Annotated in this window: 28 protein-coding genes; all 28 read left to right on the top strand. The window is 37.3% G+C overall.

Annotated features, from left to right (window positions below; all coding sequences use genetic code 11):
* The first annotated feature begins 20 nt into the window (after positions 1-20).
* Positions 21-1,022 (top strand): signal recognition particle-docking protein FtsY, encoded by a 1,002-nt coding sequence (gene ftsY / locus QDN89_RS05090; protein ID WP_280769013.1) that lies wholly within the window; start codon positions 21-23, stop codon positions 1,020-1,022.
* Positions 1,023-1,140: 118 nt separating this feature from the next.
* Positions 1,141-1,470 carry a putative DNA-binding protein gene (locus QDN89_RS05085; RefSeq protein WP_280769012.1) on the top strand — a complete coding sequence of 110 codons (330 nt, stop codon included), beginning with the start codon at positions 1,141-1,143 and terminating at the stop codon, positions 1,468-1,470.
* Between the two features lie 12 nt (positions 1,471-1,482).
* On the top strand, positions 1,483-2,838 hold the full coding sequence (gene ffh, locus QDN89_RS05080) for a signal recognition particle protein (protein WP_280769011.1): 1,356 nt from the start codon (positions 1,483-1,485) through the stop codon (positions 2,836-2,838).
* Positions 2,839-2,985: 147 nt separating this feature from the next.
* Positions 2,986-3,258 carry a 30S ribosomal protein S16 gene (gene rpsP / locus QDN89_RS05075; protein WP_280769010.1) on the top strand — a complete coding sequence of 91 codons (273 nt, stop codon included), beginning with the start codon at positions 2,986-2,988 and terminating at the stop codon, positions 3,256-3,258.
* Between the two features lie 36 nt (positions 3,259-3,294).
* Positions 3,295-3,522, top strand: coding sequence for a KH domain-containing protein (locus QDN89_RS05070; protein WP_280769008.1), 228 nt, complete (start codon positions 3,295-3,297; stop codon positions 3,520-3,522).
* A gap of 87 nt (positions 3,523-3,609) precedes the next feature.
* Positions 3,610-4,023 (top strand): YlqD family protein, encoded by a 414-nt coding sequence (locus QDN89_RS05065; RefSeq protein WP_280769007.1) that lies wholly within the window; start codon positions 3,610-3,612, stop codon positions 4,021-4,023.
* Positions 4,016-4,537, top strand: coding sequence for a ribosome maturation factor RimM (rimM, locus tag QDN89_RS05060; RefSeq protein ID WP_280769006.1), 522 nt, complete (start codon positions 4,016-4,018; stop codon positions 4,535-4,537). The genes QDN89_RS05065 and rimM overlap by 8 nt, the downstream gene beginning before the upstream one ends.
* Positions 4,537-5,289 carry a tRNA (guanosine(37)-N1)-methyltransferase TrmD gene (gene trmD / locus QDN89_RS05055; RefSeq protein ID WP_280769005.1) on the top strand — a complete coding sequence of 251 codons (753 nt, stop codon included), beginning with the start codon at positions 4,537-4,539 and terminating at the stop codon, positions 5,287-5,289. The genes rimM and trmD overlap by 1 nt, the downstream gene beginning before the upstream one ends.
* 111 nt (positions 5,290-5,400) lie before the next feature.
* Complete coding sequence (gene rplS, locus QDN89_RS05050) at positions 5,401-5,751, top strand: 50S ribosomal protein L19 (RefSeq protein WP_280769004.1); 351 nt, start codon at positions 5,401-5,403, stop codon at positions 5,749-5,751.
* A gap of 200 nt (positions 5,752-5,951) precedes the next feature.
* Positions 5,952-6,497 carry a signal peptidase I gene (gene lepB, locus QDN89_RS05045; RefSeq protein WP_280769003.1) on the top strand — a complete coding sequence of 182 codons (546 nt, stop codon included), beginning with the start codon at positions 5,952-5,954 and terminating at the stop codon, positions 6,495-6,497.
* Between the two features lie 15 nt (positions 6,498-6,512).
* Positions 6,513-7,364, top strand: a complete 852-nt coding sequence (ylqF, locus tag QDN89_RS05040) for a ribosome biogenesis GTPase YlqF (RefSeq protein WP_280769002.1) — start codon at positions 6,513-6,515, stop codon at positions 7,362-7,364.
* A gap of 130 nt (positions 7,365-7,494) precedes the next feature.
* On the top strand, positions 7,495-8,265 hold the full coding sequence (locus QDN89_RS05035; protein WP_280769001.1) for a ribonuclease HII: 771 nt from the start codon (positions 7,495-7,497) through the stop codon (positions 8,263-8,265).
* Between the two features lie 36 nt (positions 8,266-8,301).
* On the top strand, positions 8,302-10,050 hold the full coding sequence (locus tag QDN89_RS05030; protein WP_280769000.1) for a hypothetical protein: 1,749 nt from the start codon (positions 8,302-8,304) through the stop codon (positions 10,048-10,050).
* Entirely contained in the window at positions 10,047-10,367 is a 321-nt protein-coding gene (locus QDN89_RS05025) for an EscU/YscU/HrcU family type III secretion system export apparatus switch protein (RefSeq protein WP_280768999.1), read from the top strand. Before QDN89_RS05030 ends, QDN89_RS05025 begins: the two co-directional genes overlap by 4 nt.
* 40 nt (positions 10,368-10,407) lie before the next feature.
* Entirely contained in the window at positions 10,408-10,623 is a 216-nt protein-coding gene (locus QDN89_RS05020; protein WP_280768998.1) for a small, acid-soluble spore protein, alpha/beta type, read from the top strand.
* A 388-nt stretch (positions 10,624-11,011) separates the two neighbouring features.
* Entirely contained in the window at positions 11,012-11,797 is a 786-nt protein-coding gene (locus QDN89_RS05015; RefSeq protein WP_280768997.1) for an alpha/beta fold hydrolase, read from the top strand.
* Positions 11,798-12,106: 309 nt separating this feature from the next.
* On the top strand, positions 12,107-13,270 hold the full coding sequence (gene sucC, locus QDN89_RS05010) for an ADP-forming succinate--CoA ligase subunit beta (RefSeq protein WP_280768996.1): 1,164 nt from the start codon (positions 12,107-12,109) through the stop codon (positions 13,268-13,270).
* Positions 13,271-13,286: 16 nt separating this feature from the next.
* Positions 13,287-14,195: a succinate--CoA ligase subunit alpha gene (gene sucD, locus QDN89_RS05005; protein WP_280768995.1), complete on the top strand. Its 909-nt coding sequence runs from the start codon at positions 13,287-13,289 to the stop codon at positions 14,193-14,195.
* 70 nt (positions 14,196-14,265) lie between these two features.
* Positions 14,266-15,147 (top strand): DNA-processing protein DprA, encoded by an 882-nt coding sequence (dprA, locus tag QDN89_RS05000; protein WP_280768994.1) that lies wholly within the window; start codon positions 14,266-14,268, stop codon positions 15,145-15,147.
* Between the two features lie 250 nt (positions 15,148-15,397).
* On the top strand, positions 15,398-17,470 hold the full coding sequence (gene topA, locus QDN89_RS04995) for a type I DNA topoisomerase (RefSeq protein ID WP_280768993.1): 2,073 nt from the start codon (positions 15,398-15,400) through the stop codon (positions 17,468-17,470).
* Positions 17,471-17,859: 389 nt separating this feature from the next.
* Positions 17,860-18,756 carry a tyrosine recombinase XerC gene (gene xerC / locus QDN89_RS04990; protein ID WP_280768992.1) on the top strand — a complete coding sequence of 299 codons (897 nt, stop codon included), beginning with the start codon at positions 17,860-17,862 and terminating at the stop codon, positions 18,754-18,756.
* A 26-nt stretch (positions 18,757-18,782) separates the two neighbouring features.
* Positions 18,783-19,331 (top strand): ATP-dependent protease subunit HslV, encoded by a 549-nt coding sequence (gene hslV, locus QDN89_RS04985; RefSeq protein WP_280768991.1) that lies wholly within the window; start codon positions 18,783-18,785, stop codon positions 19,329-19,331.
* 47 nt (positions 19,332-19,378) lie between these two features.
* The gene (hslU, locus tag QDN89_RS04980; protein WP_280768990.1) at positions 19,379-20,779 is read left to right on the top strand and encodes an ATP-dependent protease ATPase subunit HslU; all 1,401 of its coding nucleotides are present in this window, start codon (positions 19,379-19,381) and stop codon (positions 20,777-20,779) included.
* Between the two features lie 16 nt (positions 20,780-20,795).
* Positions 20,796-21,572 (top strand): GTP-sensing pleiotropic transcriptional regulator CodY, encoded by a 777-nt coding sequence (gene codY, locus QDN89_RS04975; protein ID WP_280768989.1) that lies wholly within the window; start codon positions 20,796-20,798, stop codon positions 21,570-21,572.
* A gap of 329 nt (positions 21,573-21,901) precedes the next feature.
* Complete coding sequence (gene flgB / locus QDN89_RS04970; RefSeq protein WP_280768988.1) at positions 21,902-22,306, top strand: flagellar basal body rod protein FlgB; 405 nt, start codon at positions 21,902-21,904, stop codon at positions 22,304-22,306.
* Positions 22,307-22,313: 7 nt separating this feature from the next.
* Positions 22,314-22,769 carry a flagellar basal body rod protein FlgC gene (gene flgC, locus QDN89_RS04965; RefSeq protein WP_280768987.1) on the top strand — a complete coding sequence of 152 codons (456 nt, stop codon included), beginning with the start codon at positions 22,314-22,316 and terminating at the stop codon, positions 22,767-22,769.
* A gap of 21 nt (positions 22,770-22,790) precedes the next feature.
* On the top strand, positions 22,791-23,099 hold the full coding sequence (gene fliE / locus QDN89_RS04960; protein ID WP_280768986.1) for a flagellar hook-basal body complex protein FliE: 309 nt from the start codon (positions 22,791-22,793) through the stop codon (positions 23,097-23,099).
* Between the two features lie 329 nt (positions 23,100-23,428).
* Entirely contained in the window at positions 23,429-25,015 is a 1,587-nt protein-coding gene (gene fliF / locus QDN89_RS04955; RefSeq protein WP_280768985.1) for a flagellar basal-body MS-ring/collar protein FliF, read from the top strand.
* Positions 25,016-25,024: the final 9 nt, after the last annotated feature.

Here is a 25,024-nt window from a genome sequence, read left to right as displayed (position 1 = left end):
AATGACGTGGAGGAGTTAACATGAGTTTTTTTAAAAAATTGAAAGAAAAAATTACGGATCAAACAGATTCGGTGACTGATAAATTCCGAGACGGTTTGTCGAAAACACGGGATTCTTTTGTAGGTGCGATGAATGATTTAGTGAAAGATTACCGCACCGTAGATGAAGAGTTTTTTGAGGAACTAGAAGAAATTCTTATTTCAGCGGATGTCGGTGTTCATACGGTCATGGAACTGATTGATGAGTTGAAAGATGAAGCTAGAACAAGAAATATTAAAGATGCGAAACAGATTCAACCGGTCATTTCGGAAAAATTAGCAGAACTATTACAGAAATCTGAAGCAGAAACGAAATTAAACATGAAAGAAAATGACTTAACAGTGATTCTTTTTGTGGGAGTAAATGGGGTCGGTAAAACAACTTCCATTGGTAAATTAGCCCATAAATTTAAGCAAGAAGGAAAACACGTTTTATTAGCTGCGGGAGACACATTCCGCGCTGGTGCGATTGAACAATTGGAAGTGTGGGGAGAACGAGTTGGTGTTGATGTGATTAAACAACAAGCTGGATCAGATCCTGCAGCTGTTATGTTTGATGCAATTCAATCGGCAAAGTCTAAAAAAGCGGATGTCCTGTTATGTGATACAGCTGGACGTTTGCAAAATAAAGTAAACTTAATGAATGAGTTAGAGAAAGTAAAAAGAGTTTTAACGCGAGAAGTACCAGACGCCCCTCATGAGGTTCTGCTCGTGTTGGATGCAACAACGGGGCAAAATGCAATGAGCCAAGCCAAAACATTTGGTAAAGCTACGGACGTCTCAGGTATTGTATTAACGAAGCTTGATGGAACAGCCAAAGGTGGAATTGTCCTCGCCATTCGTCACGAGTTAGATATCCCTGTGAAGCTTGTTGGCTTAGGTGAGGGAATGGATGACCTCCAAGAATTCCAAGCGGATCAATATGTCCATGGATTATTTTCCGATGTGTTAGAACAGGCAGAGGAGATAGCGGAAGAAGATTGAAGAATGGTGAACTTATTGGATAGAATATAATTGACAAGATAAAAACTTGACAGACTTTCGTTGCTCTTGTATCATTAGCAATCGTAAAGGAAAATACCTTAACAAGGCGGTGGGCTTCGTGATTGAAAAGACAATCCGCATGAATTACTTGTATGACTTTTATCAATCGTTATTAACGACTAAACAAAATCAGTATATGAGTATGTACTATTTAGATGATTGGTCACTTGGTGAAATAGCCGAGAACTTCGATGTAAGTCGACAAGCAGTTTATGATAATATTAAACGCACAGAAGCCTTATTAGAGGAGTATGAGCAAAAGTTACAGTTACTCACTCGATATGAAGAACGCCGTAAATTATTAACCACATTGAAGTCGATGGCTCAAGAGAATGAAAGTCCCGATAGATTCATCCAGATTGTTAAATCTCTCGAGAAACTGGAATAGGGGGCAGAAGAAATGGCATTTGAAGGATTAGCAGAACGACTGCAAGGCACGCTGAAAAAAATGCGTGGAAAAGGAAAAGTGAATGAACAAGATGTAAAAGAAATGATGCGTGAAGTTCGTCTAGCCCTTTTAGAAGCAGACGTGAACTTTAAAGTTGTAAAAAAATTCGTTTCCGATGTGAAAGAGCGAGCCGTCGGACAAGAAGTGCTTGATAGTTTGACACCAGGACAACAAGTTATCAAAGTTGTTAATGAAGAATTGACAAAATTGATGGGGGGCGAGCAAAGCAAAATAGCGGTGTCGCAAAAACCACCAACGGTTGTTATGATGGTCGGGCTTCAAGGTGCTGGTAAAACAACAACAAGTGGCAAACTCGCCAACCATTTAAGAAAAAAACATAACCGAAACCCACTGTTAGTGGCAGCCGATATTTATCGACCTGCTGCAATTAAACAGCTTGAAACATTAGGTAAACAACTTGATATGCCTGTATTTTCCTTAGGAGATCAAATCAGCCCGGTAGAAATTGCCAAGAAAGCATTAGAAAAAGCAAAAGAAGAGCATCACGATTATGTGATAATCGATACAGCGGGCCGCTTACATGTGGATAACGAGTTGATGGATGAACTGGTACAAATCAAAAAAGCAACCTCTCCAGATGAAATTTTGCTAGTTGTTGATGCGATGACAGGGCAAGATGCGGTTAACGTGGCAGAAAGCTTTAATGAACAACTAGATATCACAGGAGCTGTTTTAACAAAATTAGACGGAGACACCCGCGGTGGTGCAGCAATTTCTGTTAAAGCTGTTACTGGTATGCCAATTAAATTTGCTGGTATGGGAGAAAAAATCGATGCACTAGAAGCCTTTCACCCAGAAAGAATGGCATCAAGAATTTTGGGAATGGGAGATGTTCTCTCTTTAATCGAGAAAGCCCAAACGAATGTAGATGAAGATCGAGCAAAAGAACTTGAACGAAAAATGAGAACAAATGATTTAACTTTCGATGACTTCCTTGAACAACTTCAGCAGGTTCGCAGTATGGGACCTTTAGATGAACTCCTTGATATGATGCCTGGTGCAGGCAAAATGAAAGGACTAAAAAATGTTCAAGTGGATGAGAAACAGATCGGTCATATCGAAGCAATTGTCAAATCAATGACGAAAGCAGAGAGAGATGAACCTTCACTATTAAATGCAAGTCGAAAGAAACGTATTGCAAAAGGAAGCGGAACATCGATTCAAGAAGTCAATCGATTAATTAAACAGTTTGATGAAATGAAGAAGATGATGAAGCAAATGTCTGGTATGCAAAAAGGAAAAGGGAAGAAAAAAGGCGGCTTAGGTGGAATGAATTTTCCATTTTAGTAAAAATATCCGCCAAACAAAGCTGATGTAACAGCTTTTGAAGAAAAATTAAGAGGTGTAAAGTTTTTTTACTTTACTAGGGTTGATCCCTTGTACCTTTTATGATAATATAATTAATTGTGTGAAAGATTTATGGAGGTGAAACACATGGCAGTTAAAATTCGTTTAAAGCGAATGGGAGCAAAGAAATCTCCGTTCTATCGTGTGGTTGTAGCGGATTCCCGTTCCCCACGTGATGGTCGTTTAATTGAAGAACTAGGAACTTACAACCCATTGAAAAATCCAGTAGAATTCAGCGTAAATGAAGAGCAAGCGTTGAAGTGGATGTTAGATGGAGCGAAACCGTCCGATACAGTTCGTAATTTGTTCTCAAACGTTGGCTTAATGGAAAAACTTCACAACGCGAAGAACGCTAAATAGTCCTTCGTGTGGAAATAATCCAAGTAGGTGAGTGACATGAAAGAACTCGTTGAATCGATTGCAAAAGCGCTTGTAGATCACCCCGATGATGTCCGAGTAACTGAAGTGGAAAACGGTCGTTCACTCACACTGAAGCTGGAAGTACACGCGGATGACATGGGGAAAGTGATTGGGAAACAAGGGCGAATTGCTAAAGCTATTCGTTCCGTAGTTAACGCAGCAGGTGCCAATCAAAACAAACGTATTCAGCTAGAAATCGGTTAAAAGGGTGAGGGAGATCCTCTCCCTTTTTCCGTATGTAAACATAAATTTATGATAAACTATCTATAGTATATTCTTGGAGGTGCTTCTATGGAAATTATTAAAAAAGTAGTTGTTAAGCAAATATTAACTGAAGAGAGCCGCACAAAGTTGAAAGAGCAATTTCTTTCACGCCAATATCAAATCACAAAAGAATTAAAGCAATTAGAATTTGTATTACATAAAAAAATGAAAGAAAATAAAAGTACAAGCTATCAAACTTCGTTGAAAGAAAGTTTTAATAAAGAAGTAGCAAAGCGAAAAGATCGTCTTCGACAATTAGAGTTAAAACTTGGTCAATTAGATGAATTGGATTTAGGTGCTGAACTTCGTGAAGGTACAATTCAAATGATTGAACAAGTAGAAGAAGGCGACAATTGGGAAGAAATTATGAAAGGAACAGAAATCGTCATTAAAGATGGATTAGTTTACGAACTTCGCCAAGGAGGCATGGAGGATGACTGAGTGGTTGAATGTAGGTAAGATTGTCAACACTCATGGCATTCGAGGAGAAGTTCGTGTGATATCTAGCACGGATTTCCCAGATGAAAGATATGCAACCGGAAATGAATTAATGATCATGGATGATAAAAAGAACATTACCCCAGTAAAGGTTTCTTCTTGGCGCAGACATAAACAATTTGATTTAATCACTTTTGATGGTTTCGAAAATTTAACAGAGGTTGAGAAATTCAAAGGCAGTGTGCTTAAAGTTGATTCGGCAAAACTAAATGATGACCTTTTAGAGGGTGAATTCTATTATCACGAAATTATTGGCCTAACTGTTTATACCGATGACGGTGAACAGATTGGGAAGGTGAAAGAAATACTTTCGCCTGGAGCCAATGATGTTTGGGTTGTTGAACCAGCTAATAAAGGAAAAGATATATTGATTCCTTACATTGATTCTGTTGTTAAGCATGTTGATACCAATGAAGGGAAAGTTGTTATCACTCCGATGGAGGGACTGTTAGATTAATGAAAATTTCCATCTTAACATTATTCCCTGAAATGTTTCATGGCGTATTTTCTCAATCTATATTAAAACAAGCTCAAGAGAAAAAGGTAGTGGACTATCAAGTTATAAACTTTAGAGAGTTTTCTGAGGACCGTCATCAACGGGTAGATGATTATCCTTATGGTGGGGGGGGAGGAATGGTCTTGACCCCACAACCGATTTTTGACGCCGTTGATTCGGTTAAAAATAATATGAATGATGATTGTAAAAAAACACGGGTAATTCTTCTATGTCCTCAAGGGGAGCCTTACTCTCAGAAAAAAGCAGAAGAACTATCGCAAGAAGATCATCTTATTTTAATTTGTGGTCATTACGAAGGCTATGATGAGAGAATTAGAGAGCATGTTATTACCGATGAAATTTCAATTGGTGACTATGTTTTAACTGGTGGTGAAATCGGCGCCATGGTCATAGCTGATAGTGTAACGAGACTTCTCCCAGGTGCTCTTGGTAATGCACAGTCTTCGATTACAGACTCTCATAGTACGGGCCTTTTAGAATACCCTCATTATACTCGTCCTGCTGAATTTAGGGGATTAAAAGTGCCTGATATTCTTTTGTCTGGTCACCATAAACGTATTGATGAATGGCGACATGAACAAGCGCTCAAACGAACGTATGATAGACGTCCAGATATGCTTGAAAAACAAGAATTGTCTAAAAATGATAAAGACTATCTTCAAAAGATGAAATCGAATGAAGAAAATGGTTGAGAACCTAAGGTATATATGATATGATATCTTTTGTGGCTTTGGCCAGATCAAGGTGTTCCGCTGTCCATTTTTTGAGACAAGAAGACCTGTAGGGAAGGAGGCGAACAGATAATGGAACAAATCATTCGTGATATTACAAAAGAGCAATTGAAAACTGATCTTCCAGAATTCCGTCCAGGGGATACACTTCGTGTACACGCAAAAGTAGTTGAAGGTACTCGTGAGCGTATTCAGCTTTTTGAAGGTGTTGTCATTAAACGCCGAGGAACTGGAATCAGCGAAACTTTCACTGTTCGTAAGATTTCTTACGGCGTTGGTGTTGAACGTACATTCCCAGTACATTCTCCACGTATCGATAAGCTTGAAGTAGTTAGATTTGGTAAAGTACGTCGTGCCAAACTTTATTACTTACGTGCACTTCGCGGTAAAGCGGCTCGTATTAAAGAAAAGGCTTGGAGATAATTTACGTTCATAATTAAAGTGATTTAAAAGGAGCTTGGTTTCAAGCTCCTTTTTTCGTACGTACATAAAAGATCTGATGACCAGCATTGATAATTGTAGTAGTGATAGAACATTTGATCAATAATGTGTGGTAAAATAAAGTTCGATTGACTAGATAAACTAAATTCTTTTCATATATATCTTTAAAGGATGGATGACAAATGGCGAAATCAGAATCATGGGAATGGGTAAAAGCAGTTGTAGTAGCTCTCGTTTTAGCAATTGTTATTCGTTATTTTTTCTTTGCTCCTATTGTTGTAGATGGCCAATCGATGATGCCAACTCTTGGACATAATGACAGAATGATTGTAAATAAAATTGGCTATAATATTTCAGAGCCTGACCGGTTTGATATCATTGTATTTCATGCCCCTCAAAATAAAGATTACATTAAACGAGTGATTGGACTCCCAGGAGACTCGATTCACTATGAGGATGATATGTTATATATCAATGGAGAGGCTTATGAAGAGCCATATTTAGACGATTTCAAAGCAGAAACAGACAATAAACCTTTCACAGGTAATTTTGATTTATCTGAAGTGACGGGCTACGAGACGATCCCTGAAGGACATGTATTTGTTTTAGGCGATAATCGTCAACATAGTAAAGATAGCCGACATATAGGTGTCATCCCTTATGATGAAGTGGTAGGCAAAGCAAACTTCGTCTTCTGGCCTGTTCAGGATGTGCGACTTGTAGATTAGGAGGAAGTGATAAGCATGACAATACAGTGGTATCCCGGCCACATGGCGAAAGCCAAACGGCAAGTGTTAGAAAAAATTAAACTCATCGATGTAGTTATTGAGATCGTTGATGCAAGAATTCCACTTTCATCAAGAAATCCAATGGTAGATGAATTAGCATCGCAAAAACCAAGGTTAGTTTTATTAAATAAATCAGATTTAGCAGACCCTGGAGCTACAGAAAAGTGGGCACAATATTTTGAAAAAAGAGGTTGGGCAAGTCTTGTCATTGATGCTCAAAAAGGAAAAGGAATGAACGATATTCCTCTTAAAGTGAAAGAACTCTGTCAACCGCTATTAGATAAGTTTGAAAAAAAAGGAATCAGACCAAGAGCACTGAGAGCGCTCATTTTAGGTATCCCAAATGTGGGGAAATCAACGGTTATTAATCGTATTGCCAATAAAAGGATTACAAAGATTGGTGACCGACCTGGTGTGACGAAAGCGCAGCAGTGGATAAAAGTCGGTAAAGAAATAGAATTATTGGATACCCCAGGAATTTTATGGCCAAAGTTTGAGGATCAAGACGTAGGTTTTCGACTAGCCCTTACAGGAGCCATTAAAGAAGAAATTTTTGACTTTCAAGAGACAGTCGTATTTTTACTGAATTATTTAAGAGAAGCATATCCAACGATGCTTAAGCATCGTTATAACTTAACGGAATTACCAGAAGACGTGGCAGACTTATTTGACGCGATCGGAACTCGTCGAGGATGTTTAGTCTCGGGTGGAATCGTCGATTACGACAGAGTAGCAGAAATTGTGTTTCGAGATTTCCGTCAAGGGAAATTAGGGAAAATTAGCTTAGAACGTCCAGATGAAAGATAAAAGATACGCAGGGGTGCGTATCTTTTCTTTTTCGTGAATGTTTATATTTTTCTGAAAGAAAAATCGCAATTTATTTATTTTTGTGGAAATGGGGAGATCTATCTCCGATATTAATAGAGAGGAATGGAATATGAAGAAAAAAACGATGAAAGAAATCAAACAATTGCTGACTAATATATCTTCAGATGAGGATCCAATGATGAAAGACCTTCTAGTAGATGAGAGAAAAGGAGTCCAGCAATTGATTAAAAGTTGGCATAACCAACAAAAGAAACAAGATCAGTTGGAACATCAATTTATACGAATGATGCACTATGAAAGAGAGAATCGCCAGAGAGGTTTTATGAAAATTGCTGGATTAGATGAAGTAGGAAGAGGCCCGTTAGCTGGTCCAGTCGTTGCAGCATGTGTCATTTTACCAGAAGACTTTAAGCTTCTTGGTTTAACAGATTCAAAGAAACTATCTGCAAAAAATCGCGATCTCTTTTATGACAAAATCATCGATGGTGCGGTTGCAGTTGGAATTGGTGAAGCTTCTGCAAAAGAGATTGACGAGATTAATATTTTACAAGCTTCTAAAAAAGCCATGATCAGAGCGATTGAACAATTATCAGACGTCACTCCTGATTTCTTATTAGTGGATGCGATGGAATTACCAATGAATATTCCGCAGCAAAGTTTAATTAAAGGGGACGCAAAGTCGATTTCGATAGCAGCGAGTTCTGTTATTGCAAAGGTAACGAGAGATCGATACATGGAGAGATTACATAATGAATACCCAATGTATCATTTTGATAAGCATATGGGCTACGGTACGGAAATTCACTTACGTGCAATGAAAGAGTATGGAGTGTTAGATGAACATCGAAGAAGTTTTGCGCCGGTGAGGGCTCATTTATAAACGTTTTTGCACATATTGGTGGAAGGGGAACGAAACATGTTTGAAACAAGAATGCTAAATAACTTAGTTCGTGGTTTGGACCCTGTTCATTCAAAAACGATCAACTTAAGGCCTGGCCAAGTATTTCAAGGGACGATAACAAACCTCTATCCTGGCCAATTGGCTCAGCTTAAGTTAGGCAATATGAGTTTATCAGCGAGATTAGAGGCACAATTAGAAAAAGGAGAACGTTATTGGTTTCGAGTAATGGCAGGCGAAGGTATTCCTAAATTAAAGGTAATCGAAAACCTCCCACCTTCGCAATCGTCTTCAAACCAAGCGGCAAATGCACAATCAATCTTACAAAGAATGGGCGTTAGTCAAGGAAGTGCGCAAGAAAGACTTTTACAACAGCTAAATCAACTGAATCAACCTTTTACTAGAGATAACATAGAAGATGGTGCAAGGGTTTTGCAACAGTCCTCCTTGCCAAGGCAAACGTCACTTGATTTGATTTCAAATATGATTCAAAGAGGTATGCCACTTACAAAAGACACGTTCCAAGCCCTTGCAGCAATCCAATCGAATCGAAGCTTTTCTGAGACAATGCAACAGTTACAGTCACAATTAAATACTGCTCAATATTCCTCCGGAGCAAATCAACAACTTCAACAGGTGCTTTCACAAATGATGGCCCAATCGGATCCACTGAGACAAGGTGGAACGCTTCAAGGTCTTTTACAACAAATGAATTCATCTGATGGATCGCTGCAACAGCAAGCAGTTCAAATGGCTAGACAATTAGGGGTTATGCCACAGAGTATGAGTGAAACACAGTTTTTTAATGAGTTTAAAGCAGCTATTTTACGACCGGAAAATCAAGAAGCCGTTCGTCAATTATGGCCGCAACTTCAAAGGAACCAAGGTTTTAATTTACAAGAAATTCCATCTAGGGCGTTATTCTCATATTTAATAAATACGGTTCGTTTAGATCAACCTCAATCGACACAACAGCTATTATCTTTAATGAATCCACAAGCTTCAACAAACTATGTTACGGGGCAACTGGATCAATGGTTAACGAATCAACCAACAGATGCCTCAAGAGCTCTTTGGACGATGGTGAGTGAATCAAGAGTGGATTCATTTTCATTGATGAACAGTCAAAAAGGCGAATCCCCATTAAAAATGTTTTTACAACAGCTAGGTCTTCAACATGAAAGTGACCTTAAAGGAGCGTCCGCAGCTCAAGAATCTATCCGTACGCAAAATTTAAAAGCTTCTCTATTACAATTTTTACAGCAACCACAAAATATTCCGCAAGGAGCAAGAGATCAAGCGGAATTTCTTTTGCAACGACTTACCGGTTATCAGTTGATCTCTTCTGAACAGCATGGTCCGATGCAACATACACTGTTTCAAGTCCCGTTGAAAATGACAAGTAAATACGAAGATATGACAATTCAATGGGAAGGGAGACAAACAAAAAACGGATCTATAGATGAATCACACTGTCGTATTTTGTTTTATTTAACGTTAGAAGCGATAGATGAGACTGTCGTCGATGTGCAAATCCAGAATCGTATTACGACTCTTACGATTTATAATGAAAACGAAAAGCCTTCTTCTGTTCAAGCCATCTGGTACCCTTTGTTAAAAGAAAAATTAGCTACGCTTGATTACCAATTATCGGCGATAAAGTGGAAGCAGCCAGCAACCAAAAACGAAGATGGACCTCTTCAACAATTAGGTAAGGGATATCAAAAGGATGAGTATGGCTACAAAGGAGTGGATGTTCGAATATGAATGATAATGATCGACTTGAGAAAGAAGAACATCAACGAAAGCGAGCGGTTGCTTTAGGGTATGATGTGACAAAAGATCATTCGCCGACTGTAAAAGCAAAAGGAAAAGGATACGTTGCAGACGAAATTATCCAACGAGCTAAAGAAAATAATATCCCTATTCAAGAAGACTCTTCTTTAGTAGAAATCCTTTCTCAACTTGAAGTGAATGAGCGTATACCTGAGAACTTATATGAAGTTGTAGCAGAAGTATTTGCGTTTATTTATAAAGTTGATCAAGAGCAATTAAAAAAGAGGAATGATCAGATTCATGAATGAATAAGAATCAGGCAACCTTAACGTTAAGGAGGTTGTTGTTATGAAAAAAAGATCCCCATTAGTTGTTCCTAAAGTAGAAGAATATTTAGAAAAGTATAAGAATGAAATTGCACATGAATTTGGTATTTACTATTCATCAGATCAAGCTTCGAAGAGCGGAAGTGTGCATCATGTAATTAAGAAAATACTCGAACAGAAAAAGAAAAACAAAAAAAGAACAAAAAATGAAGATGATAACTCTGAAAAAGACCTGTGATCGTGTTACAGGTCTTTTTATTAGGTTGTTTTCGAAATGTTTGTAAATAATGATTGTCGGTAATTAGAAATGTAATGAAATGCTGTAGTAAAAAACGCATGAAATTTCAATGGAAACCTAATGAGATGAACAGAGATGCGCAATGCATTGGTGAAGACTCCCACCTCCGCGGAAAGCAAAGTCAGGGAAGCGGTATATCTATCGACAGCCGAAACAATTGCCTTTCTTCAAAAAATGGAGTATCAGTGATACAAGAAAGTTTAGGCATTAAAAGTTAAAAAATTATTCTTTATATTCATAGTTTGGTATAATCAAAAATACTAGAATAGATGTGAAGATTTTGTAAAAATAGGATATTTAATGTTGATACAGAAAGGAAGTTGACCCAGTGTTATACTATCGAGAATACTTAAAAGATCCATCTTTGGAATGGGTCACATTTATACATGGTGCGGGTGGGAACTCGAATACATGGTTTAAACAAATGAAAGAATATAAAAAGCATTTTAATGTGTTACTAATAGATTTGAGAGGCCATGGAAAATCTAGTGAAATTACATGGAATAAAGGCGATACTTTTGTTGATGTGGCTACAGAAGTAATCCATATACTTGATCACTTAAAGCTTCGATCTTCCCACTTTATTGGTATCTCATTAGGTACAATTATTATCCAAACAATCGCTCAAAAATATCCTGAGAGAATGGATTCAATGATATTAGGTGGAGCTATTATTAAATTGAATATTAGAACAAAGTTTTTGATTACTTTGGGTGATATTAGTAAATATTTTATTCCTTATATGTGGTTATATCGTTTTCTAGCATGGATAATTATGCCGAAAAGTAATCATTTAGAATCAAGAGTTGCTTTTGTAAATCAAGCAAAAAAGATGTGCCAAAAAGAATTCATTCGCTGGTTCACTTTAACAAAAGCGTTGAATCCACTTTTAAACAGATTGCAGAATAATTTTAACGAAATTCCGACCCTTTTTGTAATGGGAGAAGAGGACTATTTGTTTTTACCCTCTGTGAAAAAATTAGTGGAAGAAAATCAAACCTTGTCGTTTCGTTGTATTAAAGATTCAGGCCATGTCTGTAATATTGATCAACCAAAACAATTTAATGAAGTGACGATTGGTTATATTTATGAAACGTGCAAAACGAGAGCATAGGTAATCTCCTATGCTATTTTTTATGGATTTCCATTCTATATTTTAACAAGAAGCAAATTAAAAATGATTATCAGCATTTCGAAGAATCAATGATTTTTATAAAAAATAAAAAAAATAAGCGTTTTATTCACAAAATTGTCGGAATGTATAGTAAAATGAACATTGTGTGAAAAGATAAGGGCGAATATCTCTGACTTTTTATGCATCCCTTTTTTAGAAAATTATATTCTAATAAAGGAATTTGTGAAAGTTGTAGCGAAGTAAAACACGCGACAAAACATTATTTTTGACTCAGTAAGGAGGATGGCTATGAATATCCATGAGTATCAAGGTAAAGAGTTGTTAAGAAAGTATGGCGTAGCTGTTCCTGATGGGAAGGTTGCTTATTCAGCTACTGAAGCTGTTGATGCTGCTAAATCTTTAGGAACAGATGTAACCGTTGTCAAGGCCCAAATCCATGCAGGTGGACGTGGTAAAGCGGGTGGAGTGAAAATTGCGAAGAATCTTGATGAGGTTCGTACATATGCAAGCGAGATTCTAGGGAAAACTCTCGTAACTCATCAAACTGGTCCAGAAGGGAAAGTAGTCAACCGTTTGTTAATTGAACAAGGCTGTGATATTAAAAATGAATATTATGTTGGTCTTGTCGTTGACCGCGCAACATCTCGCATCGTTATGATGGCCTCTGAAGAAGGTGGAACAGAGATTGAAGAAGTTGCAGAAAAAACTCCCGAAAAGATTTTCAAAGAAGTGATTGATCCTGTAACAGGGTTAATGCCTTATCAAGCAAGAAGACTAGCTTTTAATATCAACATTCCGAAAGAAATGTTGAAAGAAGCTGTGAAATTTATGATGGGATTATACAAAGTATTTGAAGCGAAAGATTGCTCGATTGCTGAGATTAACCCACTCGTTACTACTGGAGATGGAAAAGTCATGGCATTAGACGCAAAGTTCAACTTTGATTCCAATGCGCTATTCCGTCAAAAAGATATTGTCGAATTTCGTGATTTAGATGAAGAAGACGAAAAAGAAATTGAAGCTTCCAAATATGACTTAAGTTACATTTCACTTGAAGGAAATATTGGTTGTATGGTAAATGGCGCTGGTTTAGCTATGTCTACAATGGATATTATTAAACATTATTCAGGTGATCCGGCTAACTTCCTTGACGTAGGTGGCGGTGCTACGAAAGAGAAAGTAACGGAAGCGTTTAAAATCATTCTTTCAGATAAAAACGTAAAAGGAATTTACGTCAACATTTTTGGTGGAATCATGAAGTGTGACATCATTGCAGACGGTGTTGTTGCTGCAACAAAAGAAGTTGGCTTAACGATTCCACTCGTCGTTCGTCTTGAAGGGACAAATGTTGAGTTAGGTAAGAAAATTCTCAAAGAGTCTGGTTTAGATATTACTGCAGCAGATTCCATGGCTGATGGTGCAGAAAAAATCGTATCGCTAGTTAAAGCGTAAGAAAGGCGGGATATAAATGAGCATCTTGATCAATAAAGATACAAAAGTCATTGTTCAGGGAATTACCGGTTCAACAGGTTTATTCCATACGAAACAAGCCGTTGAATATGGTACAAATATTGTCGGTGGTGTCACGCCAGGCAAGGGAGGTACAGAAATTGAAGGTATCCCTGTATTCGATACGGTTTCAGACGCTGTAGCAAAAACGGGTGCTAATGCTTCTGTAGTCTATGTTCCACCTCCGTTTGCAGCAGATGCCATTATTGAAGCAACTGATGCAGGATTAGACCTTGTCATCACGATCACCGAAGGTATCCCAGTTGTTGATATGATTAAAGTGAAACGTTATATGGAAGGCAAGAAAACTCGTTTAATTGGACCAAACTGTCCTGGTGTTATTACGCCAGACGAGTGCAAAATAGGAATCATGCCTGGGTATATTCATAATAAAGGACACGTCGGTGTTGTTTCGAGATCTGGTACGTTAACGTATGAAGCGGTTCATCAATTATCTACAAATGGTATTGGTCAATCGACAGCTGTAGGTATTGGCGGAGACCCGGTAAATGGAACGGACTTTATCGATGTCTTGCATTTGTTTAACGAAGATCCAGATACCCAAGCTGTTATCATGATTGGTGAAATCGGTGGAACTGCTGAAGAAGAAGCGGCCGAATGGATCAAACAAAACATGACAAAACCAGTTGTTGGATTTATCGGTGGACAAACGGCACCTCCAGGTAAACGTATGGGCCACGCGGGGGCAATTATCTCTGGTGGTAAAGGTACCGCAGACGAAAAGATCAAAACATTAAATGCAGCTGGCGTGAAAGTAGCTGAAACTCCTGCTGTTATGGGCGAAACGCTCATATCTGTTTTAAAAGAAAAAGATTTATATAACAAATGTCTCACTCATAACGTTTAAAACCTACTCAGGGTCTGCTGTTAAAAGTAGACCCTGAAAAAATACGTTTACTGAGAAAGGAACATGCTACGTGTTTATCCCTCGAACATTTGGTGACAGGCTTCTTCATCTCCATTACTCCTCCTACGGTAATTACTCTTTTTTAAAAACGTGCTTTACATACGATAATAACTTAACGTCTTTATATGAAATGGGTGTTGGAGAGTTTCAACAATTATTTCCACGATCAGCAAAAAAAGCGGCAACGATTTATAGTCATATGCAACAAGTGAATGTTGATTATTTAAAGGAAGAATTTTTTCAGCAAAATATTTCCTACTTCCATGTATTTGATGATCAATATCCAACTCTTTTAAAAGAAATTTATGATCCACCATGGATTCTTTATGTAAAAGGTGACTTGACTATTCTTCATCCACCTCAACGGTTAGGTGTAGTAGGAACGAGACACCCTTCTGAGTGGATAAAAAAAGAAATGGAGACTATTCTATCTCCAGTCATAAACAAACCGATCACGATCGTAAGTGGAATGGCGTTAGGAATCGATACATTAGCCCATGAGTTAAGCCTTTATTCTAAAGGGAAAACGATTGCTGTTTTGGCTTATGGTTTAAATCACCTTTATCCAAACAGTCTTAAAGATTTAAAACACTTGTTAGAACAAACACAATTAGTACTCACCGAATATCCTCCCTACGTAAAACCACAAAAATGGAATTTTCCAGAACGTAATCGAATCATTAGTGGGCTAGCTCAAGCGACACTAATCGTGGAAGCAAGAGAAAGAAGTGGATCATTAATTACAAGTGATTGTGCACTTCAACAAAATAGAGATGTTTTTGCTATACCAGGCAGAATTTCACAAGCAGAATCAGCTGGAACGAACCGTTTAATTCAGCAAGGAGCGAAAATAATTTTGACATCAGAAGATATTTTAGACGAGTATGTATAGGACATGTTCGATGTATTCTTCCCTTCTATGTGTTATCCTTTAGAAAGTCTCGTAAATAAAATGAATCAAAAAATTTTGATTGACATGAAATCGCTTCATAATACGTATGAGATTTACTTAAATAACTTGTATTTTCAGATTTTTCAAGCTGAAAAACACAACTTTTTTTAAAAGTATGTTTGACAAAAGGTAAAAGAGTGTTTAATAATAGGGAAGATTTAACTTACCTCTGAAGGGGAGGAAATACTGTATGTCCGATTACTTAGTAATCGTGGAATCTCCCGCTAAAGCAAAAACAATTGGGAAATATTTAGGGAAAAAATATTCAGTGAAAGCATCGATGGGACACGTAATTGATTTACCTAAAAGTCAAATGGGTGTCGATGTAGAACAGGATTATTCACCTAAATATATTACCATTCGCGGGAAAGGCCCGATATTAAAAGAATTGAAACAAGCTGCCAAAAAAGCGAAACGCGTTTATCTGGCGGCTGACCCGGATCGCGAAGGAGAAGCGATAGCATGGCATTTAGCTGACAGTTTAAATATTGATAAAGACTCTGAATGTCGTGTTGTATTTAATGAAATTACAAAACAAGCAATTAAAGACTCTTTTAAAAACCCACGAACAATTAATACTAATTTAGTCGATGCTCAGCAAGCTAGAAGAGTTCTAGATCGATTAGTCGGTTATAACATTAGTCCATTACTATGGAAGAAAGTAAAAAAAGGTTTAAGTGCAGGTCGCGTTCAATCTGTAGCTGTGAAAATGATTATTGATCGTGAAAATGAAATTAAAGCGTTTAATCCTGAAGAGTATTGGTCAATTGTTGCTTCTTTGACAAAAGACGATCAAGAATTTGAAGCAAAGTTTATGTCGTTAGATGGGAAGAAAACAGAATTAAAGTCACAAGAAGACGTGGATAAAGTTCTCGGAAAAATCAAAGGCGATGAGTTTCAGATTGATCAAGTGAAGAAAAGAGAAAGAAAACGAAATCCAGTGGTACCTTTTATTACTTCATCATTGCAACAAGAAGCAGCTAGAAAACTGAATTTTAGAGCGAAAAAAACGATGATGCTAGCTCAGCAATTGTACGAGGGGATTGACCTTGGGAAATCTGGAACGGTAGGTTTGATTACTTACATGAGAACAGATTCAACGAGACTTTCCGATACGGCAAAAGCAGAAGCAAAAGATTATATTGAAACTCATTACGGAAAAGAGTACCACAACACAGTTGAATTAAAGTCTAAACAAGGGGCTAAGACACAGGATGCTCACGAAGCAGTTCGCCCAACTTCTGTGATGATGGATCCTAAATCGATGAAACCGCACTTGAGCCGTGATCAGTATCGATTGTATAAATTGATTTGGGAGCGGATGGTTGCAAGTCAAATGGCTCCAGCAGTGATGGATACGATGTCTGTTGATTTAACTAATAACGGAGTTATGTTTCGGGCAACAGGTTCTAAGTTGAAATTTTCAGGTTTTATGAAAGTTTATATTGAAGGAAATGACGACGGAAAAGAAGAAAAAGACCGGCTTCTTCCTGACTTGAAAGAAGGGGAAGAAGCGACTAGTCTTAAAATAGATCCAAATCAACATTTTACTCAACCACCACCAAGATATACAGAAGCAAGACTAGTAAGGACGATGGAAGAACTTGGTATTGGTCGACCGTCAACATACGCACCAACGTTGGATACAGTTCAACGAAGAGGATACGTCGCATTAGATGAGAAAAGATTCGTTCCAACGGAATTGGGAGAAATTGTCCTAGAGTTGATCGAAGAATTTTTCCCAGAGATTCTTAATGTCGAATTTACGGCAGAAATGGAATCGAATTTAGACTCCATAGAAGATGGAGAAAAGAAGTGGGTTCACATCATTGATCATTTTTACAAAGACTTCGAAATTCGATTGAAGACAGCGGAAGAAGAAATGAAAGAAGTGGAAATTAAAGATGAACCTGCTGGAGAAGACTGTGAGAAATGTGGCCATGAAATGGTCTATAAAATGGGCCGGTATGGTAAATTTATGGCCTGTTCCAACTTTCCAAATTGCAGAAATACAAAAGCAATTATTAAAGAAATTGGTGTGAAGTGCCCTAAGTGTTCGGAAGGAAATGTCGTTGAACGTAAAAGCAAGAAGAAAAGAATTTTTTACGGCTGCGATCGTTATCCAGAGTGTGATTTTATCTCTTGGGATAAACCAATTTCACGACCATGCCCTAAGTGTGAAAGCTTACTAGTGGAAAAGAAATCGAAAAAAGGTGTTCATGTTCAATGCACCGAATGCGATTATAAAGAAGAGGGTAATTAACGAGTCTATAATGGAAACGATGATAACGGGGAGTGAAATTGCTGTTCGTTATCACTTCTATTATCTTTAAGAACTCAGCTATTTTGTTTATAGAATTCTGATTAATTATTTGCTCAGTTAATAGAACAGACTGAAAAAGAGAGCTTGTTTCTATCTAGCGCAACTAGGACAAATGATGGAAGTTGATTCTATTGACCGTAATAAGTTATATTTAAAAGAAAGAATGATTATTCGTTGATCGAGGATTGAATACAATTCAGAATTTTATGAAAAAAATGTAAAGTTTATTGAAAGAGCTACTAAACTGTGATAAGATTTAGTAGCTCTTAACGTGTTGGGAAACTTGATTAAGTCAGTAACTATAATCTTTTTCAAAAAAGGTGACGAGAATGTCAAATGATTGGGTAAAAAAATTTATGGATTATTTACAAATAGAAAAACGAGCGTCTATCCATACGATCAATAATTATCAGAAAGACATTGAAGACTTTGATCGATTTGTAATGCAGCAGTTGAGAAAATCAATCGCTGTTGTTTCGTATGTAGACATTCGAAGCTATTTAACGTCACTACATAATAAAAGTTATGCAAGAAAAACAGTAGCTAGAAAAATCTCTTCTCTCCGTTCTTTTTGGTCTTTTCTAGTTCGAGAAAATCTTGTGGACAAAAACCCATTCCAAGTGGTTACGACACCGAAGTTGGAAAAGAAACTCCCGTCTTTTTTTTATGAAAACGAAATGCAAACGATCTTTGATTCTATAAATGTTAAAACTGATTTAGGAAAACGTAATCTTGCATTAGTGGAAGTTCTTTATGGAACGGGGATTCGTGTGAGCGAATGTGTAGGTTTGAACATAGAGGATTATGACAAAGAGTTAGGAACACTCCTCATTCAAGGGAAGGGACGCAAAGAGAGATATGTACCAGTTGGCAGTTACGCCATTGGCGCATTAGATGTTTATCTATCTGAAACGAGGACTAAACTAATAGCAAAAGGAAACGCACCTACAGATGCTATATTTCTAAGCTATCGCGGATGGAAACTGGAAGCTAGAAGCATTAGAAAAATTTTAAATAAAATAGTTAACGATGCTGCGGTTTCGTCAAAAATGAGTCCTCACTCTTTACGTCATAGTTTCGCAACACATTTATTGAATGAGGGGGCTGACCTCCGAACAGTTCAAGAGTTATTAGGCCATAGTGAACTATCTTCTACGCAAGTGTATACACATGTTACGAAAGATCGTTTAAGAGAAGTTTACCGATCTTCACATCCTAGGGCATAGTAATGGGAAGGGAAAGGAGTTAAAGAATGGAGCCAATTAAAGGAACAACGATACTCGCAGTCCAACACAACGGAGAATCGGCAATTGCTGGTGATGGGCAAGTTACGTTCGGAAATGCGGTAGTCATGAAACATTCTGCGAAAAAAGTTCGTCGTTTGTATAGAGGAAAAGTCATAGCAGGATTTGCTGGTTCAGTAGCTGATGCTTTTACCCTTTATGAAAAATTCGAAGGGAAGCTCGAAGAATTCAATGGAAATCTTCAGCGTGCGGCCGTAGAACTTGCAAAAGAATGGCGAAGTGATCGTGTTTTAAGAAAACTTGAAGCGATGCTTGTAGTGATGGATAAGTCAAACCTTTACTTGATTGCTGGAACAGGGGAAGTAATAGAACCTGATGACGGAATTTTAGCGATTGGTTCAGGAGGAAGTTATGCGTTATCTGCAGGACGGGCTTTGAAAAAACATGCTGATCACTTGTCTGCAGCTGACATTGCAAAAGAAAGTTTAACAGTAGCAGCAGACATTTGCGTGTACACGAATCACCAAATTATCGTTGAAAAATTAGCAAATGACTAATGTAGAAGTGAAATCAAACCTGATTGTATAAGTGAGGGATGCGTAACATGAGTAGTTCTTTAACACCAAAACAAATTGTAGAAAGACTTGACCAATCGATCGTTGGTCAAACGCAAGCAAAAAAGTCTGTAGCAATAGCACTTCGTAATCGATATAGGCGCAACTTACTAGATGATATGTTAAAAGAAGAAATTACGCCGAAAAACATTTTAATGATTGGACCAACAGGTGTAGGTAAAACGGAGATAGCTCGCCGATTAGCAAAACTTATTGGAGCGCCATTCGTTAAAGTGGAGGCTACGAAGTTTACGGAAGTAGGTTACGTGGGTAGAGATGTAGAATCGATGGTACGAGATTTAATCGAAACCTCGATCCGAATTGTAAAAGAAGAGAAGATGGCTAGCGTTATGGAAAGAGCAGAACAAAATGCCAATCATCGACTAGTTGAATACCTTGTTCCTTCACAAAAAAAAGAATCGAATTACCGAAACCCGTTTGAAATGTTGTTCCAAGGGAATCAGGACAACGAGCAAGATGAATCAGAGAACGAACAAGAAGAGACATCGACAAGAGATCGTAGACGACAAATTGCACAAAAACTTGCAGCGGGTGAACTGGAAAATGAGGATGTCAATATAGAAGTAGATGAGCAACAGTCGAACTTTATGGATATGTTCCAAGGCTCAGGAATGGAACAAATGGGCATGAATATGCAAGACATGCTTGGAAGCATGGTGCCAAAGAAAAAGAAAAGGCGCAAATTAAAGGTGAAAGAAGCTAGGAAACTATTGAGAGAAGATGAAGCACAAAAGCTAATTGACATGGATGAGGTTACTCAAGAAGCCATTCAAAAGGCAGAGCAACTTGGAATGATTTTCATTGATGAAATAGATAAAGTGGCTGGAAAAAGCAAACAACAGTCTGCAGACATTTCTCGAGAAGGCGTACAACGCGACATTTTACCTATTGTGGAAGGGTCGACAGTTGTTACAAAATACGGTCCAGTAAAAACAGACCATATGCTTTTTGTGGCAGCAGGAGCGTTTCACTTTTCAAAACCTTCCGATTTAATACCGGAGCTTCAAGGTAGATTTCCAATTCGAGTAGAGTTAAGCAGTTTAAATGTGGATGATTTCGTTCGAATTCTTATAGAACCAAAACATGCATTAGCCAAACAGTATCAAGCATTATTGGCAGTAGAAGGAATAAAATTGAAATTTTCTGACGATGCTATTCGTAGAATTGCAGAAATTGCTGCGGAAGTAAATGAGGAGACAGAAAATATTGGTGCTCGAAGACTTCATACGATTTTAGAAAAATTGCTAGAAGACCTTTCGTATGAAGCATCTGAAATTACGATGGAAGAGATTCTCATTACGCCAGCATATGTAGAAGAAAAATTACAAGACGTCGTGAAAAATCGCGATTTAAGTCAATATATTTTATAAAACAGGAGGAAATACAATGGATTTATTAACAAAAACAAGAAAAATTAATGAAATGCTTCAAAAAAGTGCAGGACAATCTGTCAATTTCAAAGATATGGCGGTGACGCTTCGTGATGTCATTGAATCGAATATTTTTATCGTAAGCCGTCGTGGAAAGTTACTCGGTTATTCAATCAAGCAAGAGATTGAAAATAGTCGGATGAAACAAATGCTAGAAGAAAGACGGTTTCCTGAAGAGTATACAGCAGGCTTATTTAAACTTGACGAAACATCTTCGAATTTAGATATTAATAGTGAATTCACTGCATTTCCAGTAGAAAATAAAGACCTTTTTGCAAACGGACTGACGACGATCGTTCCAATTCAAGGTGGAGGCCAGCGATTAGGGACACTAATCCTTGCTCGTTTGGATGATTCATTTGATGATGATGATTTGATCCTTGCTGAATATGGTTCTACTGTTGTTGGAATGGAGATTCTTCATGAGAAAGCAGAAGAAATTGAACAAGAAGCAAGAAGTAAAGCTGTCGTTCAAATGGCTATTAGTTCATTATCATATAGTGAATTAGAAGCTGTTGATCATATTTTTGAAGAATTAGATGGTAATGAAGGGTTACTCGTAGCAAGTAAAATTGCTGATAGAGTTGGAATTACCCGTTCGGTGATTGTTAATGCACTGAGAAAACTCGAGAGTGCGGGCGTTATTGAGTCTCGCTCTTTAGGAATGAAAGGAACGTATATTAAAGTTTTAAATGATAAGTTTTTAGTAGAGTTGGAAAAGCACAAAAACTAATATACAAATAATGGAATATAACTAGGAGAGGCTAATCAATGATTAGCCTCTTTTTAATGCATTATGAAATAAAGCAACAGAAACATGTAAAAATATGATAAAGTTCTATTAGTTAAAAAGAACTTGTATTTTGTATAATTTTGTCGAAAGGTCTTTTGGGCTACATATCACGACTATATCCTCAATTTTTTATAGGTCTTTTTCATTGAAGTATAGTCAATTTCTGAGACTGTTAGACAAAATTCGCTTTATTATATAAAATACAATCTAGACAGTGGTTAAAGAGGAAAAAATTACTTGTTTATTTATTCATAAAAAGGGGAATAATAATGAATTTGATTAATAACTCCACAACTCAATTATTAGAGACTGCTATGTCTTCAGCTTCTACAAGACAGAACACTATTTCCCAAAATATTGCAAATGTAGACACACCAAACTATAAAGCGCAAAAAACAGTCTTTTCTCACGAATTAAATCGTGCAAAAGAAGGTCAACGCTTAAATGCTAATCGATTAGATGAGCGTCACATAGAATTTGGTGGTCGCCCAGCAGATGACGCAGGTTTTGTAACTAGACGGACAAATACAATGTATAACCATAATGGCAATAATGTTGATATTGATCATGAAATGAGCGAATTGGCGAAAAATCAAATTTACTACAATACGCTTGTAGATCGACTAAACGGAAGATTTAATAGTGTTCGTACTGTATTAGGTCAAGGGAGGTAAATGACATATGTCAATGTTTCATGGAATGAATGTCTCAGCATCAGCACTAACTGCTCAGCGATTACGAATGGATGTTGTCTCAAGCAATATGTCGAATGCTGATTCAACAAGAGGTAGATTAGTGGATGGGGAATGGGAACCTTATCGCCGAAAGATGGTCACGATGGAACCAAACCAATCTGGCGGATTTCGGAACCAATTACAAAGAGCAATGAAATCAAATGACGATATTGGTCAAGGTGTGAAAATAGGTAATATAATTGAAGATCAATCGCCGTTCCGTCAAGTGTATCAGCCGGATCATCCGGATGCTAATGACGAAGGGTATGTAGAAATGCCTAACGTAGATCCTCTTAAAGAAATGGTTGACTTAATGAGTACAACCCGTTCGTATGAGGCGAACGTAACGACATTAGATGCACAAAAGAACATGTTATTGAAAGCACTTGAAATAGGTCGCTAATTAAATTAAAGGGGGAAACAAATGGATATCAATGGAATTCAACAAATGAACTCTATTATGAGACCACAACAACCAATTTCTTCTAATCGATCGACTCCACATGAAGCGCAGCAATCGTTTAAAACTTGGATGAACGAGGCGATTGCAGACGTTAACAAGGCGCAAGTCGATTCAGCTAATATCACAGAACAAATGGCTAGAGGTGAAAAAGTAGATTTACATGACGTTATGATTACAGCTGAAAAAGCAAGTGTGACCTTACAAACTACTATGGAAGTTAGAAATAAAGCAATTGAAGCATATCAAGAGATTATGAGAATGCAAGTTTAATCTTGAAGGATTTTCTAAGCCGGAAGATTTAGTACATACAATAAATTCGAACGTTTTTTTGATTTATGAGGGTTATTATAAATTTTATCGGTAAAAAAAATAAAATGTTAATAGTCCTAGTAAAAAAAAGATAAAAGACTTTTGTAAATGTAATTTTTATAAGTTGGAAAAAGGCACAAAATTAACAGATGAAAGATTAAACACTTGTTTCCGTCATCTTAACTTAATTAGTAACGATATTATTAGAGTTTCCAGCTAAGTTACCTTAGCTAATGAGAATCTCTCAAACGGAAAGCTATTTTAAATGAAGTGGCGATGTGGGAGGAAAAATGAACGATAAACTGATTGAATATAAAAATAAAACAACTGAATTTTGGCAATCAAGAACGAAAAAACAAAAAGGGTTGCTAGTAGGGTCAATCATACTTATCTTAGTTCTACTCCTGTTATTTTCTTTGCTTGGGTCTCGTACAAATCACGTTCCTCTTTACTCGAACTTAACCGTTCAAGAGACGGGGGAAATCAAAGCGACGTTAGATAGTCGTAATGTGTCAAACGAAGTGAGTAGTGATGGAACATCTATTCTTGTTCCAGAAGCGCTTGTTGATGATTTGAAAGTGAGTTTAGCAGCAGAAGGAATTCCTCAAACAGGAAGAATTGACTATGGAACATTCAGAGATAATATGGGATTCGGAACGACAGACAGTGAATTTCAACTATTAGAAAGAGCAGCGATTCAAACATCATTAGAAGACTTAATTCGAAGTGTCGACGGAGTACAGGGATCTCAAGTAATGATTACTCTGCCGGAAGAAAGTATTTGGCTAGGGGATGAGCCAAATGAGGCAACGGCATCCGTATTACTGAATATGCAAGCAGGATACGCATTAGATGAAAATCAAGTGCGTTCACTATATCATCTTATATCTCAAAGTGTACCAAATCTACCTGTTGAAAATATTGTGATCATGGATCAAATGTCTCGGTATTTGGAACTTCATAATCAACCAGGAATGGCAGATTCAACCCTTTCTGTATATGAGCAACATAGAAACATTCAACGAGATATTGAGAGAGAGATACAACGAGATTTACAACAAATGTTAGGTACCATGGTAGGTCCTGATAAAGTGCTTGTATCCATTTCAACGGATTTAGATTTCACTCAAGAGAACAGACAAGAAGAGTTGGTTGAAGCCCCAGATGAAGAAAATATGGAAGGTTTAGCTGTGAGTGTGGAAAGAATCACGGAAACCTTTGAAGGGGAAGACATGGAAGCTGGCGGAATAGCAGGCGCTGGTGAAGATGACATTCCTAACTTCCCTGGAGCAGCTGGTGGAGGACAAGGTGATTATGAACGAATTGAAGAAAGAATTAATAATGATGTAAACCGAATTTCACGGGACATCGTTGAAAGCCCTTATAAAATTCGCGACATTGGGATTCAAGTTATGATTGAACCACCTGATCCTGAAGATCCAACATCATTACCGCAAGATCGATTAAATGATATTCAACAACTGTTAGGCCAAATTGTAAGAACGTCCATTGATGCTGATGTAACAGCAGAATGGGAAGATGAAGAAATAGAAGAAAGAGTTCTTGTTTCTTCTCAAGAGTTTTTCGGAAAAGTAGAGTTTGAAGAACCAGCTACAGGTACTCCTTTCTGGTATTACATTGTTGGGGCGTTAATTCTTGCTGTAATTGTGTTAATTTTCTTGTTAATGAGAAACCGAAGAAAAACAGAAGAATTTGAAGAATTTTCTTTAGATGAACGTTCTCAGTATGATTTACCTCCAATTGATGAAGAGGCTGATACAGAAGAGAGAGCCCGTCGTAAACAACTAGAAAAATTAGCCAAAGATAAACCAGAAGAATTTTCGAAACTCGTTCGAACATGGTTGTCAGAGGACTAGAAGGAGGAG

The organism is Salipaludibacillus daqingensis (genome assembly GCF_029891575.1).
Taxonomy (GTDB): Bacteria; Bacillota; Bacilli; order Bacillales; family Salisediminibacteriaceae; genus Salipaludibacillus; species Salipaludibacillus daqingensis.
The sequence above is the reverse complement of the archived record's forward strand: the minus strand, read 5'-3'. Positions and strand labels throughout refer to the sequence as shown.

What these genes read in the sequence shown, in the direction of transcription:
- QDN89_RS05025 (WP_280768999.1), top strand. Translation starts at nt 10,047, where the DNA reads ATGAATGATAATGATCGACTTGAGAAAGAAGAACATCAACGAAAGCGA.
- QDN89_RS05035 (WP_280769001.1), top strand. Translation starts at nt 7,495, where the DNA reads ATGAAGAAAAAAACGATGAAAGAAATCAAACAATTGCTGACTAATATA.
- hslU (WP_280768990.1), top strand. Translation starts at nt 19,379, where the DNA reads ATGAGTAGTTCTTTAACACCAAAACAAATTGTAGAAAGACTTGACCAA.
- xerC (WP_280768992.1), top strand. Translation starts at nt 17,860, where the DNA reads ATGTCAAATGATTGGGTAAAAAAATTTATGGATTATTTACAAATAGAA.
- rplS (WP_280769004.1), top strand. Translation starts at nt 5,401, where the DNA reads ATGGAACAAATCATTCGTGATATTACAAAAGAGCAATTGAAAACTGAT.
- ffh (WP_280769011.1), top strand. Translation starts at nt 1,483, where the DNA reads ATGGCATTTGAAGGATTAGCAGAACGACTGCAAGGCACGCTGAAAAAA.
- QDN89_RS05065 (WP_280769007.1), top strand. Translation starts at nt 3,610, where the DNA reads ATGGAAATTATTAAAAAAGTAGTTGTTAAGCAAATATTAACTGAAGAG.
- sucD (WP_280768995.1), top strand. Translation starts at nt 13,287, where the DNA reads ATGAGCATCTTGATCAATAAAGATACAAAAGTCATTGTTCAGGGAATT.
- ylqF (WP_280769002.1), top strand. Translation starts at nt 6,513, where the DNA reads ATGACAATACAGTGGTATCCCGGCCACATGGCGAAAGCCAAACGGCAA.
- rpsP (WP_280769010.1), top strand. Translation starts at nt 2,986, where the DNA reads ATGGCAGTTAAAATTCGTTTAAAGCGAATGGGAGCAAAGAAATCTCCG.
- ftsY (WP_280769013.1), top strand. Translation starts at nt 21, where the DNA reads ATGAGTTTTTTTAAAAAATTGAAAGAAAAAATTACGGATCAAACAGAT.
- flgB (WP_280768988.1), top strand. Translation starts at nt 21,902, where the DNA reads ATGAATTTGATTAATAACTCCACAACTCAATTATTAGAGACTGCTATG.
- hslV (WP_280768991.1), top strand. Translation starts at nt 18,783, where the DNA reads ATGGAGCCAATTAAAGGAACAACGATACTCGCAGTCCAACACAACGGA.
- QDN89_RS05030 (WP_280769000.1), top strand. Translation starts at nt 8,302, where the DNA reads ATGTTTGAAACAAGAATGCTAAATAACTTAGTTCGTGGTTTGGACCCT.
- trmD (WP_280769005.1), top strand. Translation starts at nt 4,537, where the DNA reads ATGAAAATTTCCATCTTAACATTATTCCCTGAAATGTTTCATGGCGTA.
- rimM (WP_280769006.1), top strand. Translation starts at nt 4,016, where the DNA reads ATGACTGAGTGGTTGAATGTAGGTAAGATTGTCAACACTCATGGCATT.
- fliE (WP_280768986.1), top strand. Translation starts at nt 22,791, where the DNA reads ATGGATATCAATGGAATTCAACAAATGAACTCTATTATGAGACCACAA.
- sucC (WP_280768996.1), top strand. Translation starts at nt 12,107, where the DNA reads ATGAATATCCATGAGTATCAAGGTAAAGAGTTGTTAAGAAAGTATGGC.
- lepB (WP_280769003.1), top strand. Translation starts at nt 5,952, where the DNA reads ATGGCGAAATCAGAATCATGGGAATGGGTAAAAGCAGTTGTAGTAGCT.
- topA (WP_280768993.1), top strand. Translation starts at nt 15,398, where the DNA reads ATGTCCGATTACTTAGTAATCGTGGAATCTCCCGCTAAAGCAAAAACA.
- codY (WP_280768989.1), top strand. Translation starts at nt 20,796, where the DNA reads ATGGATTTATTAACAAAAACAAGAAAAATTAATGAAATGCTTCAAAAA.
- QDN89_RS05020 (WP_280768998.1), top strand. Translation starts at nt 10,408, where the DNA reads ATGAAAAAAAGATCCCCATTAGTTGTTCCTAAAGTAGAAGAATATTTA.
- fliF (WP_280768985.1), top strand. Translation starts at nt 23,429, where the DNA reads ATGAACGATAAACTGATTGAATATAAAAATAAAACAACTGAATTTTGG.
- flgC (WP_280768987.1), top strand. Translation starts at nt 22,314, where the DNA reads ATGTCAATGTTTCATGGAATGAATGTCTCAGCATCAGCACTAACTGCT.
- QDN89_RS05070 (WP_280769008.1), top strand. Translation starts at nt 3,295, where the DNA reads ATGAAAGAACTCGTTGAATCGATTGCAAAAGCGCTTGTAGATCACCCC.